Origin of the sequence: Citrobacter sp. RHBSTW-00524 (genome assembly GCF_013747755.1) — a bacterium.
Lineage (GTDB): Bacteria > Pseudomonadota > Gammaproteobacteria > Enterobacterales > Enterobacteriaceae > Citrobacter > Citrobacter braakii.
The window spans coordinates 4163503-4181172 of the sequence record NZ_CP056421.1 but is presented as its reverse complement, the minus strand read 5'-3'; the positions used below and the strand labels follow the sequence as shown (position 1 = coordinate 4181172).

Annotated in this window: 21 protein-coding genes; 15 read left to right on the top strand and 6 right to left on the bottom strand. The window is 52.2% G+C overall.

Translation table 11 applies throughout. The features are described 5' to 3' along the window. Positions 1-20: 20 nt before the first annotated feature. From HV229_RS20200 to flgA, 4 genes are all read right to left on the bottom strand, one after another. Complete coding sequence (locus tag HV229_RS20200; protein ID WP_080859967.1) at positions 21-965, bottom strand: lysine-N-methylase; 945 nt, start codon at positions 963-965, stop codon at positions 21-23. A gap of 135 nt (positions 966-1100) precedes the next feature. Next, complete coding sequence (locus tag HV229_RS20195) at positions 1101-1529, bottom strand: flagellar protein FlgN (protein ID WP_181546242.1); 429 nt, start codon at positions 1527-1529, stop codon at positions 1101-1103. A 12-nt stretch (positions 1530-1541) separates the two neighbouring features. Further along, a complete protein-coding gene (flgM, locus tag HV229_RS20190) occupies positions 1542-1829 on the bottom strand; it encodes a flagellar biosynthesis anti-sigma factor FlgM (protein WP_016151838.1) in 288 nt (95 codons plus the stop codon). A gap of 96 nt (positions 1830-1925) precedes the next feature. Next, positions 1926-2696, bottom strand: coding sequence for a flagellar basal body P-ring formation chaperone FlgA (gene flgA / locus HV229_RS20185; RefSeq protein WP_095715135.1), 771 nt, complete (start codon positions 2694-2696; stop codon positions 1926-1928). Between the two features lie 82 nt (positions 2697-2778). Between flgA and flgB the strand changes: the two genes are divergently transcribed. From flgB to HV229_RS20125, 12 genes are all read left to right on the top strand, one after another. After that, positions 2779-3126 carry a flagellar basal body rod protein FlgB gene (gene flgB, locus HV229_RS20180; RefSeq protein WP_016151840.1) on the top strand — a complete coding sequence of 116 codons (348 nt, stop codon included), beginning with the start codon at positions 2779-2781 and terminating at the stop codon, positions 3124-3126. 2 nt (positions 3127-3128) lie between these two features. After that, entirely contained in the window at positions 3129-3560 is a 432-nt protein-coding gene (gene flgC / locus HV229_RS20175; RefSeq protein WP_016151841.1) for a flagellar basal body rod protein FlgC, read from the top strand. After that, positions 3560-4426 carry a flagellar hook capping FlgD N-terminal domain-containing protein gene (locus HV229_RS20170; protein ID WP_046275407.1) on the top strand — a complete coding sequence of 289 codons (867 nt, stop codon included), beginning with the start codon at positions 3560-3562 and terminating at the stop codon, positions 4424-4426. The genes flgC and HV229_RS20170 overlap by 1 nt, the downstream gene beginning before the upstream one ends. Positions 4427-4452: 26 nt before the next feature. Then, positions 4453-5655: a flagellar hook protein FlgE gene (gene flgE / locus HV229_RS20165; protein WP_181546240.1), complete on the top strand. Its 1203-nt coding sequence runs from the start codon at positions 4453-4455 to the stop codon at positions 5653-5655. A 9-nt stretch (positions 5656-5664) separates the two neighbouring features. Beyond that, positions 5665-6402: a flagellar basal body rod protein FlgF gene (locus HV229_RS20160; protein WP_049040782.1), complete on the top strand. Its 738-nt coding sequence runs from the start codon at positions 5665-5667 to the stop codon at positions 6400-6402. A gap of 30 nt (positions 6403-6432) precedes the next feature. Then, a complete protein-coding gene (gene flgG, locus HV229_RS20155; protein ID WP_016151845.1) occupies positions 6433-7218 on the top strand; it encodes a flagellar basal-body rod protein FlgG in 786 nt (261 codons plus the stop codon). A gap of 68 nt (positions 7219-7286) precedes the next feature. Beyond that, entirely contained in the window at positions 7287-7952 is a 666-nt protein-coding gene (flgH, locus tag HV229_RS20150; protein WP_049040809.1) for a flagellar basal body L-ring protein FlgH, read from the top strand. Positions 7953-7966: 14 nt separating this feature from the next. Then, entirely contained in the window at positions 7967-9088 is a 1122-nt protein-coding gene (locus HV229_RS20145) for a flagellar basal body P-ring protein FlgI (RefSeq protein ID WP_016151847.1), read from the top strand. A gap of 8 nt (positions 9089-9096) precedes the next feature. Beyond that, positions 9097-9399: a rod-binding protein gene (locus tag HV229_RS20140; RefSeq protein WP_181547740.1), complete on the top strand. Its 303-nt coding sequence runs from the start codon at positions 9097-9099 to the stop codon at positions 9397-9399. Between the two features lie 98 nt (positions 9400-9497). Then, entirely contained in the window at positions 9498-10874 is a 1377-nt protein-coding gene (gene flgK, locus HV229_RS20135; protein ID WP_181546238.1) for a flagellar hook-associated protein FlgK, read from the top strand. Positions 10875-10891: 17 nt separating this feature from the next. Further along, positions 10892-11821, top strand: a complete 930-nt coding sequence (gene flgL, locus HV229_RS20130; RefSeq protein WP_049281661.1) for a flagellar hook-associated protein FlgL — start codon at positions 10892-10894, stop codon at positions 11819-11821. A 25-nt stretch (positions 11822-11846) separates the two neighbouring features. Then, positions 11847-12848, top strand: a complete 1002-nt coding sequence (locus HV229_RS20125; protein WP_016151850.1) for a hypothetical protein — start codon at positions 11847-11849, stop codon at positions 12846-12848. Here the strand turns inward: HV229_RS20125 and HV229_RS20120 are convergent. Together HV229_RS20120 and HV229_RS20115 are read right to left on the bottom strand one after the other, a co-directional pair. After that, positions 12845-13324 carry a hypothetical protein gene (locus HV229_RS20120; protein ID WP_181546236.1) on the bottom strand — a complete coding sequence of 160 codons (480 nt, stop codon included), beginning with the start codon at positions 13322-13324 and terminating at the stop codon, positions 12845-12847. The genes HV229_RS20125 and HV229_RS20120 overlap by 4 nt on opposite strands. Further along, a complete protein-coding gene (locus tag HV229_RS20115; RefSeq protein WP_181546234.1) occupies positions 13302-14252 on the bottom strand; it encodes a winged helix-turn-helix domain-containing protein in 951 nt (316 codons plus the stop codon). Before HV229_RS20115 ends, HV229_RS20120 begins: the two co-directional genes overlap by 23 nt. 555 nt (positions 14253-14807) lie before the next feature. On the opposite strand from HV229_RS20115, the gene lafA reads away from it, so the two are divergent. The 3 genes from lafA to fliS all read left to right on the top strand — a co-directional run bounded on the left by lafA (position 14808) and on the right by fliS (position 17670). Then, positions 14808-15722: a lateral flagellin LafA gene (gene lafA, locus HV229_RS20110; protein ID WP_049040787.1), complete on the top strand. Its 915-nt coding sequence runs from the start codon at positions 14808-14810 to the stop codon at positions 15720-15722. A 196-nt stretch (positions 15723-15918) separates the two neighbouring features. Beyond that, positions 15919-17244 carry a flagellar filament capping protein FliD gene (fliD, locus tag HV229_RS20105; RefSeq protein WP_181546232.1) on the top strand — a complete coding sequence of 442 codons (1326 nt, stop codon included), beginning with the start codon at positions 15919-15921 and terminating at the stop codon, positions 17242-17244. A gap of 33 nt (positions 17245-17277) precedes the next feature. Then, the gene (gene fliS / locus HV229_RS20100; protein ID WP_003843794.1) at positions 17278-17670 is read left to right on the top strand and encodes a flagellar export chaperone FliS; all 393 of its coding nucleotides are present in this window, start codon (positions 17278-17280) and stop codon (positions 17668-17670) included.

Here is a 17670-nt window from a genome sequence, read left to right as displayed (position 1 = left end):
ATGTACCCGGCCAACAGGCGCTAACGTGTAATCAGGGAGAACGCCGAGAGCAGAGGATCTCCCGGCAACATATCCAGAATATGCTGACGCAACGAGCGGGCATTCTCGCTGTTGCGCCACGCTTCAAACAGCGCGAAAAGGGCGTAGATTTCGTCATGGCTCAGCGTGGAATCATCCATTGTCCACAGGCAAAATAGGGTGCGAAGCATAAAGATGTCAGCCACCAGCCAGAAGAAGCGCTGCAGCGCGCTTTCACTCTCGTGCTGCGGGAAGGTATCGTGATACAGGCGATAAATCAGATAGTTACTGAATATCCATGCGTCATGGGCAAAGTAGCGCTCATAGGTATTTAACCACTGATCCTGCAACTGCTGCTGAAGCATAGCCTCACTGTTTGCATCCTGGAGCATCAGCAGACTTACCTGCAGAGGTAAGGTCAGCTTGCGCGTGCTTTCCGGCAACCGATCCCAATTGAACTCACAACTGCCCATTTGGGTGATCAGCTCCCGCTGCAGTTGGGGCAGGCTGGGCAGTTGCACGAACTGCTCCTGCAGTTTTCCGCTTTGCGCGTGGGCGGCCAGAACCTGCGGCAGCGAGGCCAGTTTCTCAAGCATAGGATCGCTGTCGCCAGGGCATTTCTCGGAAAAAGAGAGCATGATGCCCAGCGCATACAAGCGCAGTTCCGGTGACAAACCGGGGAGCGTGATGGTATGCAGAGCAGATTGATTAAGTACCTGATCGCGTGGAGATAACGCCGGGCTGTCCGCATCGGCTGCACATTGCGAGGTATGCAGCACAAAGGCGTTGGGATCGCCTAATGCAGCCTGACAGCTGGCCGGATCGGTTAATACCAGACTCTGACGTACTTCCGTTTTCCAGCGCATTTCGGCCAGCAAAGCGGAATCCGGATGGTGGGATAAAAACAACCGGACAAAGTCAGGTTCATAACAATCAATCATACTCATAATGTGTTCTCAGCAATCCCTAAATTCAAAATCTGGCTACATCATTGCAATATCCATGCCTGAATTTTTATTGTATTTATATCAATTAGTTAGGGTGTGCGCGGAAAGTCGTTTTCCGCGTCAGGGAAGGAAGGTTTAGCGCTGGTAAATAAAATCCGGCTCAGTGCCTAAAAAAGTCTGAATAAATTCATACTGGCGGATCAGCAACTCGCCGTTTTTTTCGTTGTACGCCTTGCAGCGTTTCGCTTTTTGCTCAAGGCTCTGCCACCAACCCTCTGCGGCACTTTTTTGTAAGCCTGGCAACCAGCTAAATACCTGTTCCATCCCTGCACGATCAACGCTTACGCCCAGCAATTGCAGGATTGAGCGGCGCTGCTGGCTGCTGTTATTCAACTGCTCATAATGCTGTTGAATCGTCTCATTGACCGCCAACAGCTCTTCACTGGCGCGACGGATCATGCACAGACGTTGTTGTTCTAACTGATGTCTGAGCGCGTCATATCGCGTCCCGTCCTCCCGGATACCCTGAAGCAGCGTTTTCACCTGCTGTAGCTTGGTACTCACAATTTTGGCCTCTTATTTCTGGAAAAAGCTGAGCATGTCACCAGCCAGTTGCTGGGTATCAACCTGCATGTCGCCTGCGGCCAGCATGGCCTGCATTTGCGCCACTTTGTCGTAATCAACGTCGCTTTGCGGATCGCTGTTCAGCGTTTGCTGCGCCGTTTGCAATCCCGCCTGAGTAATATCGTCGGCGGAAAGTGTCGCGGCGCTGGAGGTAGTGGTCTGCGTGCTGCTCTTGTCTGAACGCGTCTGCCCGGTTGTAGATGCAGGGCGATCGCCTGGCAGAGTCGGGGTAATTTTCATAGCAACCTCGTACATATTTCGTTGGGTTGGTTATCTGTTATTGGCTAAAAGCGACGGTAAGAGAGGAAAACTTTAATCCCATCACAAAAAATCCCTTCACTGCTCAGCCGTCAGCGTGGTGACCACGCCGATATCGTCCACCATCCCGCTAATGATCCGCTGGCTGCTGCTGTTGCGAATTTTTATCACATCCCCTTTGCGCCCGTTCTTCAACGCCACGCCCGGCATCGAGGCGGTAATTCCGGCCGTATGGGAGACGATCATCACCGGTTGGTCGCGTTTGACCAGCACCGGTTGAACCAGTTCGCTCCGGGTAATCGGTTTGCCCGGTTGCAGGGCGCGCTTGCTGGTGAGACCAATCGCCTCATCCATATTTGTCATTAACCCTTCCCGCTGGTTGCTGATATTGAATTTTTTAAGCTGCAGGTCGTTGACCGTAATTACCGTATCTCGGGCAATCAACGACTTTGGCATCACTACCGGCACCGACACGTCGGGGCGTACCGCAACGTTAAATTGCCAGCCCGCGCTGCCCGGACAACTCACCACAAAGTTCATTCGCGTCAGGGCCATTCCTGGGGATGTGCTGGAGGTGATCTGGGGCGCTGTTGCGCATAGCGCGCTGGTGCTCACCGTTGAGGGAATATAGACGTTGAACGTGTAGCGATAGTCCTGCCACTGCTGTTTTTTCGCCAGCGCGTCAATTTCATGACCGGCGGCAGTTATGACCCGCGCGTTGATCTGTTCCCGGGCGCTGTGCTGAATGGGATGGACGGCGGCATGTGCGGGTAAGACACAGCATAACGCCAGCATTATTTCCGCGGCAAAGGGGAAAGAAGGCTTCCTTATGTCGAAGGGGAATTTCATAAAGTCATTTCTCATCAATCACTTAAAAGTTGGCATACATATTGCTAATAACAGCGATATCTACGCAGGAGTGATGCAAGAAATGGGAATCAGTTTTCAGCAGGCATTGGGTGTACATCCGCAGGCAGTGAAGTTACGTCTTGAGAGGACCGAGCTACTGACTGCGAATCTGGCAAACGTCGATACACCAAATTTCAAAGCTAAAGATATTGATTTTGCCGCTGAGATGCAACGGGCAAGTCGCACAAATGTGCTGCCCGAGGCTGACGTGAAATACCGTGTGCCGATGCAGCCCTCAGAGGATGGCAATACCGTAGAGCTGAATACCGAGCAGGCCCGGTTTTCACAAAATAGTATGGATTATCAAAGCAGTCTGACCTTTTTGAACCTGCAACTTAGCGGTATCAAAGAGGCCATCGAAGGGAAATAACCATGTCGTTTACTGATATTTACCAGATTTCCGGCTCGGCAATGACGGCGCAAACCATCCGTCTGAATACCGTCGCCAGCAACATGGCGAATGCGGAATCTCCCGCCAGCAGCGAGGCGCAGGCCTATAAGGCGCGCAGCCCGGTTTTTGCCGCGGTTTACCACAATAGCCTGATGGGTGGGCATAACCGCCATGCCATTGATGGTGCCAGCGTACAGGTACAGGACGTCATGCAAAGCGGCGGGGCGGTGAAGCGTTATGAGCCACACCATCCGATGGCGGACCAGAACGGTTTCGTCTGGTATCCGGATGTCAATGTGGTCGAGCAAATGGCCGACATGATGTCCGCCTCACGTGATTTTGAAACTGACGTTGATGTGCTGAATAACGTCAAAAGTATGCAGCAAAGCTTACTCAAACTGGGAGAAGTGTAATGAATACCCTGACTCTGTATGCCCAATCTCAGGCGCAGGCTCCTTCTTCGGAGAATACGGCGGTGGCTGAAAATAACGTCGGCGCCACGGCGCAAAGCAGCAATCTGGGAGACAGCAGTTCTTCCTCAACGTCGTCAACAACGAATACCAGCGGGACAAGCGGTACTCCAACCACGACAACGTCCACCGAAACGTCCGCGGTTGATACGTTTTTGACGCTGTTCGTGGCTGAAATTGAAAACCAGGACCCGACCGATCCAACCGATCCTACGGCCTATATCGATCAGCTCGCCTCCATGGCGCAGGTTGCCATGATGGAAGAGATGAGCGTTGAGGCAAACACTAACGCCGTACTGATGAGCAACATTCAGGTGATGGCGCTGGGGAATATGGTCGGCGACGACATCATGGTGCAAACCACCTCGCTGGATATCGAAGACAACAGCAAAGAAATCCAGGGGCGCGTGACGCTGGATGACAGTTGTACCGATGTGGATCTGCACTTTACCGATGAAGCCGGTGATGACTACACCGTGTCGCTGATCCCGCAAGGTGAAACCTCCGTCGGGCCCGGCCAGGTGGATTTCGACATCAATCCTGCGGATTACGGCATCCCGCCGGGCGATTACAGCGTATCCGTGGTGACCAATACCGGAGAAGAGGAAGTGCCGATTGAGGTGACCGGAACGGTGGAAGATGTGCGTATTCCGCTCGATGGCAGCACGCCAGTGCTCAACGTTGACGGCGTTGGCGAAGTGCCTTTCACCATGATCACCCAGTTTGGCGTTCCGGACAGCACTGATGACATCACGCCGCCGGATACTGACGACGGCGGCGATAACGCCGACAGCAACACCGTGATCTGATCTCGTTTACATTACAGGAAGAAACAATGAGTTATGAAATTGCAGCGACGGGACTGAACGCCGTCAACGAACAGCTTGATGGCATCAGTAACAACATCGCAAACTCCGGGACGGTCGGGTATAAATCGATGACCACCCAGTTCTCCGCCATGTATGCCGGAACGCAGGCGATGGGCGTGAGCGTGGCGGGTTCGGCACAAAGCATCTCCACCGGCGGCTCTATGGTTTCAACCGGTAATGCGCTGGATCTGGCGATCAACGACGATGGTTTTTTTGTGATGTGCGACAGCGCCGGGAACATCTCCTATACCCGCGCGGGTTCCTTCGTGACGGACAAAAACGGCTATATCGTCAATGCGTCCGGCGATTACCTGCAGGGCTATCCGGTTGATGACAGCGGCACGCTGCAAACCGGTACCGTTACCGATATCCAGATTAAAACCGGCAACATCCCGGCGCAGGCCACGGACAGCATGACCTTCACGGCAAACTTTGACGCCAGTGATGAAACAATCGATCGCGCAAGCGTGCCGTTTGATGCCAACAACAGCGATACCTACACCGACAGCTACACCACCACCGTGTATGACTCGCTGGGTAATGAGCACTCGGTTAGCCAGTACTTTACTAAAACGGCGGATAACACCTGGGAAGTGCAATACACCTTTGATGGTGAAGCGCAGAGCGGTGTACCGCCGACTACGCTGACCTTCGACCCAAATACCGGCAAGCTGACGGCTCCAACCACGCCGCAAACCATCACCTTCACCACCGATGAAGCCGCACCGATTTCAATGACGATTGACTACTCCGATTGTACTCAGTACGGCTCTGACTTCTCGGTTACCACCAATTCCGCGACCGGATACGCATCGGCAACGCAAAACGGCGTGCAGGTCGATGACGACGGTAAAGTGTATGCCACCTACAGCAACGGTGAGCGCATGCTGCAGGGCCAGGTTGTACTCGCCACCTTCCCGGATGAGAACGGACTGGAAGCAGTGAGCGGTACTGCCTGGGTACAGACGGGCGAATCCGGTACGCCGCTGATAGGCACACCTGGCTCCGGCTCCTGCGGCACGCTCTCCTCCGGCATGCTCGAAAGCTCCAACGTGGATATCACCAACGAACTGGTCAATCTCATGACCGCCCAGCGTAACTACCAGGCGAACACCAAGGTGATTTCCACCAGTACGCAGTTGGATCAGGCTCTCTTCCAGGCGATGTAAGGCTAAGAAATGGATCGGTTGATTTATACCGCGCTGAGCGGCGCCACCCAGACGTTACAAGAGCAGCAAATTAGCGCCAACAACCTCGCCAACGTCAACACCAATGGTTTTCGCGCGGATATGGCGATGGCGAGTAATGACAAAGTGAAGGGCGGTGGTTTTGATACGCGTTTTATGGCGAAGGAAAGTCCCAGCGGCGTCAATGACAGCACCGGCGTGGCGGAAAAAACCGAGCGCCCGCTGGACGTCGCCATTCAGGGGACGGGCTATATCGCCGTGCAGGATAAAGCCGGAAACGAGGTCTATACCCGCAACGGCAATATTCAGCAAGACGATCAGGGTCAGCTGACCATCGACGGTAACGTGGTGCTCGGGGATAACGGCCCGATTATTTTGCCGCCGAACGCGATTGCCTCTTTCGGCAGCGACGGCACGCTCTCGATTACGCCTGACGACGGTGATGTTACCGCCACGATGGATATCGATCGGCTGAAGCTGGTGGATATCCCGGTCGCTAATCTGGCGAAAAACAGCGAGGGGATGCTGGTGACGGCGGATGGCGTACCAGCCCAGCGCGATGAAAACATCAAAGTAAGCGGCGGCTTTCTGGAAGGCAGTAACGTGTCTGCGGTGAGCGAAATGATGTCGTCCATTGCGATGAACCGCCAGTTTGAAGCGCAAATCAAGATGATGAAAACCGCTGAAGATCTCAGCGACTCCGGCAACAGGCTGCTACGCGGCTCCTGAGTCGTAGCCTTTAATCAGGGATAAAGTTTTATGAACGCAGCGTTATGGATCAGTAAAACCGGCCTGTCGGCGCAGGATGCTGAGATGAGTGCGATTGCCAACAACATCGCCAACGTCAACACCACGGGCTTTAAGCGTGACCGCGTGATGTTTGCTGATCTGTTCTATCAGACTCAGGAAGCACCGGGCGCCATGCTCGATCAAAACAACATCATGCCGACCGGAATGCAGTTCGGTAGCGGTGTGCGCATCGTTGGAACCCAAAAAACCTTCACCGAAGGGAATGTGGAAACCACCGACAATGCGATGAACGTGGCCATCATGGGGCAGGGGTTCTGGCAGGTGCAAAAGGCCAACGGGGATATTGCGTATACCCGTGACGGCAATATGCAGATTAACGCCGACGGCGTGCTAACCAACGCCCAGGGCTTGCCTCTGCAACCGGAAATTGATGTTCCCGCAGGCGCGACCAACGTGGCATTTGGCGAAGATGGCACCGTGACGGCGATCCTGCCCGGCGACAGCGATCCGACCGAACTGGGGCAACTAACGCTGGTGAACTTCGCCAACCCGGCGGGGCTTTCAGCCGAAGGCGACAACCTGTATCTGGAAACGGCAGCCAGCGGTCAACCGACGGAAGGTATTCCGGGGGAAGATGGTCTGGGCACCTTGCAGGACAGCGCGCTGGAAGGCTCGAATGTGGATATTGTCAACGAAATGGTGGCGATGATTAACGTGCAGCGCGCCTATGAGATGAACGCCAAAATGGTCTCTGCGGCAGACGATATGCTGCAGTTTATTAGTCAGACGCTGTAATTCAAGAATGTGAAATGCCGGATAGCGGTTTCGCCTTATCCGGCAAATTTAAAGTAAACAGGCAGAACGTGAAAAATTATCTCTGGCTGGTGGTACTGCTGTCCCTGTTAAGCGGGTGCGAATCGCAGGCCCTCCTGGTCAAAAAAAATGACGAATTCTTTGCTCCTCCCAAAACCGAGTTGCCGCCAACGGCGGATGGTCGCGCGGGAGGAGTGTTCGAAACGGGTTACAAGTGGTCGCTGACGGCAGACCGCCGCGCCTATCGGGTGGGCGACATCCTGACCGTGATGCTGGAAGAATCCACCCAGTCGAGCAAACAGGCGAAAACCAATTTCGGCAAGAACAATACCGTTGATATCGGCGCACCGACTCTTTTTGGGCATACCAAAGATAATCTTTCCGCTTCCGTGGACGCCAATCGCGACTTCAACGGGACGGCGACCTCGCAGCAGCAAAACAGTTTGCGTGGCGAAATTACGGTGTCGGTGCACTCGGTACAATCGAACGGCATTCTGGAAATTCGCGGTGAAAAATGGCTCACCCTCAACCAGGGGGATGAGTACATTCGCCTGAGTGGTCTGGTGCGCGCTGATGATATTCAAAACGACAACTCCGTCTCATCGCAGCGCATTGCCGATGCGCGTATCTCCTATGCAGGCCGTGGCGCATTGAGCGATGCCAATGCGGCGGGCTGGCTGACGCGTCTGTTTAACCATCCTCTCTTCCCGATCTAATGCAGGATTTTAATATGCAACACATAAGCGGGCGCTGGATGAAGGCGTTAAACGGCATCGTTATCGCCCTGAGCCTGGTGCTGCCCGGCACTACGCAGGCGCAATCTCTGGAGTCGCTGGTCAACGTCCAGGGGATCAGGGAAAACCAACTTGTTGGCTACAGCCTGGTGGTGGGGCTGGACGGAACCGGGGATAAAAACCAGGTTAAATTCACGAACCAAACTATTACCAACATGCTGCGCCAGTTCGGGGTACAACTGCCGGGTAAAATCGATCCGAAGGTGAAAAACGTCGCGGCGGTAGCGGTCAGCGCGATGCTGCCGCCAATGTACTCGCGTGGGCAGACCATTGATGTCACGGTCTCGTCGATTGGCGATGCCAAAAGCCTGCGCGGCGGTACGTTATTGCTCACCCAGCTACATGGCGCAGATGGGGAGGTTTATGCCCTCGCACAAGGGAGCGTGGTGGTGGGAGGGATGAACGCGACCGGGGCTAGCGGCTCCAGCGTGACCGTGAATACCCCCACAGCCGGACTGATACCGAATGGCGCGTCAGTCGAACGTGAAATTCCCAGCGATTTCCAGATGGGTGACACCATTACGCTTAATCTGAAACGTCCCTCCTTTAAAGATGCCAATAATATTGCGGCGGCGATCAACGCCTCGTTTGGCGGCATTGCTACGGCACAAAGCTCGACCAACGTCAGCGTTCGTGCGCCAACCAGCCCAGGGGCGCGCGTTGCCTTTATGTCTCAGTTAGATGACGTCCAGGTTCAGGCAGAAAAAGTACGCGCCCGCGTGGTGTTTAACTCGCGTACCGGCACGGTGGTGATGGGGGATGGTATTGCCCTGCACGCGGCGGCGGTATCGCATGGCAGCCTGACGGTTTCCATCAATGAAAGCAGCAACGTCAGCCAGCCGAATGCCTTTGCCGGTGGTCGTACGGCGGTGACGCCGCAGAGCAATATTTCGGTGAATCACGCCCGACCGGGGATGATTACGCTGCCTGAATCCAGCAGCCTGAAAACGCTGGTTAATGCGCTCAACAGTCTCGGGGCCACGCCGGACGACATTATGTCCATTTTACAGGCCCTGCATGAAGCCGGGGCACTGGATGCCGATCTGGAGGTCATTTAATGGCCGACATCAAAGTGAATCATAGCGGGGGCATTGACGGTAGCGATGCGTTAATGGGCCCGAAAATTAAAGATAACGATTTGCAGAAAGCCGCCCAGCAGTTTGAAGCCATTTTCTTACGCAACATGCTGAAAGAGATGCGTAAAACCAATGAGATCTTCGACTCCAAAGATAACCCGTTTAACAGCGACTCGGTGCGCATGATGCAGGGATTTTACGACGATCAGTTATGTGACAGCCTGGCCCAGCAGCACGGTATTGGGATTGCGGCGATGATCGTTAAACAGCTCTCCCCGCATCACAAAGGATAAAGGTTGCGCGGCGGCTTAAGAACTGAGGTTTTTTCGCCGCTTTTAATCGGCAAGGTTGTTAACGACAGACCGGGGAACTGACCGGCGAGGACTCTTTGATGGACATGATTAACATTGGCTACAGCGGCGCATCAACTGCGCAGGTGGAGCTTAACGTAACCGCGCAAAACACGGCGAACGCCATGACCGACGGTTATACCCGGCAGGTGGCCATCACCAGTACCATTGGCGCCAGCTCAGGCTCGGCGAACAGCGCGGGTAACGGTGTGCAGGTGGACAGTATTCGCCGGGTATCCAACCAGTATCAGGTGAACCAGGTCTGGTATGCCGCCAGCGATTACGGCTATTACAACACCCAGCAGACGTATTTAACTCAACTGGAAACCGTGCTCAGTGATGATAACAGCAGCCTGAGCGGCGGCTTTGACAACTTTTTTGCCGCGCTAAACGAAGCCACCACCAGCCCGGATGACTCCGCTCTGCGTGAGCAGGTGATCAGCGAGTCCGGCGCGCTGGCGCTGCGCGTGGATAACACCCTCGATTATATCGATTCGCAAAGCAGTGAAATCGTTAGTCAGGAGCAGGCGATGGTGGCGCAGGTGAATACGCTTACCAGCGGTATTGCCAGCTATAACCAGCAGATCACTGAAGCCGAAGCCAACGGGGATAACGCGTCTGCGCTCTACGATGCCCGCGACCAGATGGTGGAAGAACTGAGCGGCATCATGGATGTTCAGGTCAATATTGATGATGAAGGTAACTACAACGTCACGCTGCAAAACGGTCAGCCGTTGGTGAGCGGGCAAGAGAGTTCCACCATCGAACTGGAGACCAACGCCGACGGCACGCAGAGCATGTCGCTGACGTTCGCCGGAACCACGTCATCCATGAACACCGATACCGGCGGCTCGCTGGGCGCGCTGTTTGATTATCAGAATGAGGTACTGACGCCACTGACGGGGACGATTAACAGTATGGCAGAGCAGTTTGCCGATGCGGTTAACACCCAACTGGCGCAGGGCTACGACCTGAACGGAAATCCCGGCGAGCCGCTGTTTATTTATGACGAAAACTCCTCGGATGGCCCGCTGGAAGTGAACCCCGATATCACCGCCGATGAGCTGGCGTTTTCCAGTTCGCCGGATGAAAGCGGCAACAGCGATAACCTGCAGGCGCTGATCAACCTCTCAACCGAACCGTTGGATATCGAGGGGCTTGGTAGCGTAACCGTGGGCGAAGCCTGTTCATCAATCATCAGTAACATCGGTATTTACAGCCAGCAAAACCAGACGGAAGCGCAAGCGGCAGCGAACGTGTACTCCGAAGCACAAAACCAGCAGAGCAGCGTCAGCGGCGTCAGCATGGATGAAGAAGCGGTGAACCTCATTACCTACCAGCAAATTTACGAGGCCAACCTCAAAGTTATCTCAACGGGCGCAGATATTTTCGACTCTGTGCTGGAAATGTGTAGTTAATCTGGAGGGCTATTATCATGCGTGTGTCTACCCAACAATCCTATGTGTCTATGACGCAGAGTTTTAACGACCTTTCCAGCGATCTTTCCCACGTTGTCACGCAGATGGCGACAGGGAAAAGTATTCTGCTGCCGTCAGACGATCCTATCGCTGCGACACGAATCACCCAGCTTAACCGCCAGCAATCGGCTCTCGATCAGTATCAAACCAATATTGATTCCGCCTCGGCGGGGATGAGCCAACAGGAGTCTATTCTGGATGGAGTGAATAACGATCTGTTAGCGATTCGCGACGATCTGCTGGAGGCCGCCAACGGCACCAACACCGCCGAGTCGTTATCCAGCCTGGGGCAGGATATTCAGTCGATGACCGAAGCGATGGTCTCGGCGCTGAATTATCAGGATGAAGACGGTCACTATGTGTTTGGCGGGACGGTGAACGATCAACCGCCCATTGTCGCGGTAGATGAGGACGGTGACGGGGTGACCGACAGTTATACCTATCAGGGTAACGACGATCATCGCCAGACCACGGTGTCCAATGGCGTTGAGGTTGATACCAATGTGGCAGTCAGCGATTTCTTCGGCGATAGCCTCGACGTTCTGAACACTCTGACGTCGCTGTCGAAAGAGTTACAGGATCCGTCGGTTGACCCTGCCGATCCGCAGGTGCAAAGCGATATTCAAAATGCCATTGATACGGTGGATGTGGCCTCTGACGCGCTCAACGCCTCTATAGCCACCATTGGTGAAACGCAAAATACGATGACCATGCTGAGCAGTGCTCAGACGGATATCACTACCTCCAACGATCAGCTTATCAGTCAGCTGAGCGATCTGGATTATGGCCCAGCCTCCATTACCTTTACCGGTCTGGAAATGGCGATGGAAGCCACCTTAAAAACCTACTCCAAAGTGAGTGAGTTAAACCTTTTCAGTGTGATTTAACAGTTAGCAGTAGCTCAGGAATAGTATGCAGGTCGGTTTAAATACAACATCACTCTCCGGTAGCGGAGCGCTTAATCCTTCTGTGCAGCAGCATACCGTTGCGCAGAATGCCCCTGTCCGTCAAAAGTTACCCGCAACGGCGAGTGATTACCCGGCCTCACCCCTTATTACTACCCGGCCTCAGCGCTACAGCGTGCAGCTTAACGATCAGCTCACCACGCTGCAGCAGGCTGACCACTACCTGGGGCAACTGGAGCAGCATTTGCTGGACTTTCGTCACGCCTCTCGCCGCGGCGGACAGACGCTGCAGCAGAAGGGGGCTGAACTTACCCAGTGGCTGGAAAAACGGCCAACATTGTCCGGTGATGCGGTCGACAGGCAGTTGCGTCCGGTTTTACAGGGCGAGGCACGCGTCACTTTTCACTCGCCTGAACTGGCGCAGATGCTGCAAAAAAACGCGATAAGTTCACGCATGTTCAGTGTTTCTGACGGGCGGCAGACGCAGCACTCTGCGGTGGTGGTAGGCGAGGACCTGGATCCTGGTCAATACAAAATGATGATGAGCAACGCGCTGCGCCGTGTCGGTGTACAGGTGCACGATCAGCAGGGGGCGCTGAGCTTTTCCACGACGGAGAAGCAATGGCAGCAGATCCAACAAACTCTGAGCGTACGTGATGTTGACGCGAAGTCCTCGGCGTTTACTCTGCTAAAGACATTTGCCGATCCCTCTCGTTCAGATGAGCTTCTGCAACATATCGCGCAGGGCAGTTCCCGCACTCAGGATGGATTGCAGCAGGCGCTGGATGCGATTGGCGATCAGCGCGCGCAAATGGCCGCGCAGCAGGAGAAGGCCCGGCAGCTGATTGACGGTATGGCGCGTTTTCCGCAGGCAGAAAGTGCGGTTAAAGCATCTGAATCACTGGGCGGGGTACTGGATCATGCTAATCACAATTATCAGGTTTTAGCCCAGGCGGTCAACGGACAAGCCCGGCTTTCCAGCCAGACTGTCCGTAGCTTATTAAGTTAATTCTGCTGACAAGATGTTGTCGAAAAGGTAAATGCCGAGGGGTCTGTGATTAACAGGCCTCCTACATCCTGAGTGAAGAGCAAATTTTGCTGCGGGTTTAAATGAATCCACCACGTATGTAGGTTATGCTCAACAATAAAGGAACTGAAATTGGATAAGCGGAGATCGTTATTATCCGTTTTCGCATCGCTAAAATGAAGCTCACCTTGTTGAGATGATTCTGTAGAACGATTAAGGCAAGTGGAGATCTCGAATACTGAAGGAACCTGGTTATTATGTTCCAAAGGGATGAGCGTAAGGGCCGTATCCTTGTGTTGTGGGCTCAGAATAAGTTGGTAATGTGCATTCCTTCCGGCGTTAAGATCATAATAGGCAATAACCGTATGCTCAATGTGGGCATGGGCCAGAAAACTAAAAAATAGGGAGGAAATAGCCAGGATATAAAAAGCGTAATTATTTGCATTTTGGCATTTCATTTAACATTTTCTCCACTTCTTTAATTAAAATACCATTCATTTCGTTATCTTTATTTAGCCAGTTATCAAAGCTTAGTGCTAACTGCCAGCTATCATTGCATTGGTTGCTCATCACAATATCAAGTGCGAGTTTGTTCAACGAGACCCGATAATAAAGGGTCATCGAGGCGCTATGCGCGACCAACAGTTGATTGATTTGCTCTATACCAGGAAGAATATGTTTTGAAACAAGCGATAACGATTTCCTATTCTCACCTGGATCGTAAAGTTGATAGACCGTAATACGGTTGGCACTTTCAAGCGTTTCTTTAACCAGTTGTGGAGTTTCTTCCGTTTTAGTGGCTGAAGGCGCTTTAAAATAAGAGATCAGTGCAAACAGCGACAGAGCGACAACGATAACGGGCAAGGTAATCAGAATAGCCCGATAAGGATGATGTTTGGTTGCCAGTTTTTTCTTACTGAATTCATGTAATGAACTGTTATTTAAAGGTATTTTTTCTGTTGTTGTTGATGGCAGTTGCTCCTCAGACGCGAGGGTTTCAACTACCTCAGCATTCTCTTCGGTTACCTGACTGGCGTGGTCATCAACCCTATTTTCATTAGGAGCAATGATTTCAGTTAGATAGAGTTTATTAAACAAATACCCTTTTTTTGGTATGGTTTTTATAATTTCTTGTTGTTTACCATCATCATCAATAGCGACGCGCAAGGCATGAACGGCTGTCGGCAGACTATTTCCACCGACGATGCGATTCTTCCAGACAGCGGTCATTAAAAATGAACGAGATAAAACAACATCGGCATTTTTAGCTAATGTCTCTAACAGAATAAAATGGTATTCGCCCAAGCGACGTATCTCACCTGTTTCACAGTGGATTAACGCATTAAGCGAAGCGTCCATCCGCCAATTGTTGACTACAATACTCATGGTTTATTATACCCGCGCAAGATTTTTATATCCCTGGTGTCACACCGTTAAAAATCAGTGCATTAAAATTCTGGAGAAATTGAGATGCCTTCTGCCTGAGAAACAGCAGGTAAATCGGTATTGAGTGTTTTTTATGCTGTGCAAAAGAGGATTGGAAATGTAGCGAAAGTGTCTGAGACTCACAATATAAAAATACATGGCATTTGCAACCAAATGTAAAATAAAGTTATAACCAGGCTCTTTAAAACATTTTTATCTAAGCATAATCTTATTTTTATCATAAGGTTAACATAGCAGGTGCGTAATAGATCGGGTCGTTATTAGATATTTCTAATAATCTTTTAATTAAATCTTGATTGAGATCTTCCTTATGCAGTGATTGTTTTGGTGAGGAGCACGGAAAGCTAAAATAGAGGTGGGAGACGTTTTATCTCTCGCGTTAACGATGTTGTGCAAGGCGTAAAAAATTTTTCTGCAGCGCTTTAAGTTTTCCGAAGGGGTGGTCGTTTTTACAGAGTATCGAAACGAAAACGATTATTCCCAAGGAGCAGTACCATGTTATCGATTAATACTAATACCGCATCAATGTCCGCTGTTAACGCTATCAACAAAAGCAGCGCATCACTGTCTACTTCTATGGAACGTCTGGCGACAGGTAACCGTATTAACTCTTCTGCAGATGATGCTGCGGGCAAACAGATTGCCAACCGTCTGACTGCGCAGTCCAGCGGTATGGGCGTTGCGCTGAGCAACATTCAGGACGCGACTGCGATGCTGCAAACTGCAGACAGCATGTTTGACGAAATGACCGACGTACTGGGCCGTATGAAAGACCTGTCCACTCAGGCAGCGAACGGAACCTACAGCGACGAAGATTTGCAGGCGATGCAGGACGAATACGACGAACTGGGTCAGCAGATGTCCGATATGCTGCAGAACACCACTTACGGCGGCACCAACCTGTTCGGTGTTTCCGGTACCAGCAACACCGGCAAAGACGGTCTGTTCCAGGGGGCGGTAACCTTCCAGGTTGGTGCTGAATCTTCTGACACCATGACCGTTGATATCTCCAGCCAACTGGACTCTCTGGTTACCGATTTAAAAAGCGTTAGCAACTCTTTCGAAGCTGATCAGTTAGATGCGACCGGTACTGCAGGCATTTCCGGTGGTACTGAGCTGACCGCTTCTGGTTCTGCAAACCAGATGATCACTACTATCCAGACTGCAATGGACGACGTGTCTAAGATCCAGTCCAAACTGGGTGCATCTATCAACCGTCTGAACGATACCGCCGCTAACCTGACCAGCATGCAGGACAACACTGAAGTGGCGATCGGTAACATTATGGATACCGACTACGCGACGGAAGCGTCCAACATGACCCAGCAACAGGTGCTGATGCAAACCGGCATCACCATGCTGAAGCAGTCCAACAGCATGTCCAGCATGGTTTCCAGCCTGCTGCAGTAATTCCTGACTTAACGTCATTTACAACACCGCCACCCGGCGGTGTTGTGCTTTCAGCGACCTGACTTTTACCTGGAAACCTTCCTGGGGAAGGGAAAAATCATTTCCGCCATTAAGTTAACTTACTGAATTTTAATTATAAAAATTATTGGCATGTATTTTGCTTTTACATAAATAACGTTGCACGGAGTCATTGATCATGAGCTATACGAGTCCGATCCAAAAATTAGCCCAACAATTTGCCTACGCCGATATTGCCACCCAGGCGACGAATCTGCAGAACCAACAGAACGAGTTGAATGCTGAGAGCAGCGGTCTGGACTCGCTAAGTACCGCGCTGACTGATTTTCAGACGGCAATCGATGCGCTGAACAGCGACACCGACGGCCCACTGACGTTTTCCGCCACCACAAATAATGAGTCGAATACGGTGTCGGCTAACTCGCAGGCACAGGCGGGGACCTATTCATTTTATGTTTCGCAGTTAGCACAGGGGCAACAAACCACGTTCAGCATGAGCGACGATACTTACGCCGCGATGGGTTCATTTGAGATAACCATGGATGACGGCACAACCATGGATATTGACCTGTCTACGGTCGATGAGGATGGCGATAACTGTGTTGATGCCAGTGAACTGGTTGATGCGATTAATAACTCGGACGATAACCCAGGCGTGTCGGCGGCATTGGTTAAGACCGACGGCACGACCACCATCATGCTGACCTCTGATACCACCGGTGAGCAAAGCGGTTTTTCGGTGAGCGTTTCGGGTAACACCGATCTGGCTACGGCGGAATCCTCCAGTGAACAACAGATAACGCAAGCGCAGGACGCCATTATTCACCTCGGTAACGAGGATGGCCCTGCGATCACCAGCAGCACCAATACCTTCGACGATGTGATCCCCGGCGTGACGATGACTTTTTCTGAGGTTAGCGATCCTGATGATCCTAACGATGTGACCACTTTTACCGTCGCGGAAGACTCCAGCGGATCGCAGGCCAAAGTACAGACCTTTGTTGATGCCTACAACACCTTGGTCGACACCATCGATTCACTGACCAGCTATGGCGATGATGACACGGCGTCCGGGGTTTTTGCGGGAGACGCCGGGATGAATTCGCTGGCAAATCAGATGGATGATATTGCTCACGCGTCTTACGGTGGCGTGTCGATTGTTGATTATGGCATCACGCTGGATTCCGACGGTCACTTACAAATTGACTCCACTCAGTTCAGCGAAGCAATGGAAGAAAACCCGGACGGTTTGACCGCTATTTTTGTCGGGGAGGACAGCATGGTCGCGCAGATGGACGACCTGATGGAAAGCTATCTGGATTCCAGCAACGGCATCATCGCCCTGCGCCAGGAAAACATTGATGACCAGCAGAGCAAAATTCAGGACGAAAGCGATCAGCTGACTGAAACCTATAACACCAACTACGAGCGCTATGTGGAAGAGTACACCAATACGCTGGTGGAAACGTACACCATGAAAATGAGTATGGCCGCGTTTATGTAACCGGCTGATTTAAGAGAAGGATTGAGAATCAACATGTACGACACGCAGGATGGTTATTCGCAATACAAAGAGATGGATCTTGCTGCGCGTACCGCAGCAGCATCGCCATTAGAGCTGGTGCTGGTGCTGTTTTCGGGGCTGATGGACGAGCTGGAACGCGCCAAAAGCCACATTGAGAACAAACGCTATGAGCGCAAGGCGCAAAGCATCAACAAATGCATCGATATTCTCAACGCCTTAACCAGCTCGCTGGAGTTTGAAACGGGCGGCGAGTTGGTGGTGAATTTGTCCCGGCTGTATGACCACTGCGTCTACCGCCTGTATGAAGCCAGCGGCGAATTGTCGCTGGAAAAAATTGATGAAGTGATCCTCATCCTGACCAATCTACGCACAGGCTGGGAAGGTCTGTCGGCAAAGCTGGGATAA